Below are 512 nucleotides of genomic sequence, written 5' to 3'. Positions count from 1 at the left end.
CTCAGGCACTACAGCGGCGGCGCAGTGATACACCATTACTACGACCACCGCACGCAGCAGTACCGCCAGCAGTCGCTGACCCAGGAAGAGATGATCGGACGCTATATCAGCCACGTACCGGGGAAGCATTTTAAGATGGTGCGTTACTACGGCTTTTTATCCAACAGAAAACGGGGGTCGCTGCTGCCGAAGGTGTATGAGGCCCTGCAGATGGAAGCGCGGAAAACACCGGAACAGCCCGGCTTCGCCTCGCTGTTGAAAGGATTTCTGCGTACGGACCCGTATCAATGCATCCTCTGTGGCAACCGGCTGCGCTTTGTCAGCGCAGAGGCCGGCAGGCATGCCACGGAATTAGTGGCGGAAAGGCTCCACGGGATCGCCAGAAAACGATGGCTTCTGACACAGGCCGCAGGATAAGTGCGCCCGAAAAATGGGTTTCCGGTTAAAAACTCGCCGAAAACAGTATTTTATTGCCATGATTTCTCCGACAACACACCATCACTGCGTTTCGG

At 55.7% G+C, this 512-nt stretch carries 1 protein-coding gene; it reads left to right on the top strand.

Features of this window, described 5'->3' with window-relative positions:
• On the top strand, nt 1-417 hold a 417-nt coding region (locus tag ACSZPU_RS26255; RefSeq protein WP_499004559.1), incomplete at its 5' end, for a transposase.
• Between the last annotated feature and the right edge of the window lie 95 nt (nt 418-512).

The organism is Phytobacter sp. V69, assembly GCF_965644215.1.
Classification (GTDB): Bacteria; Pseudomonadota; Gammaproteobacteria; order Enterobacterales; family Enterobacteriaceae; genus Phytobacter.
This window is presented reverse-complemented; position numbering and strand designations above follow the sequence as displayed.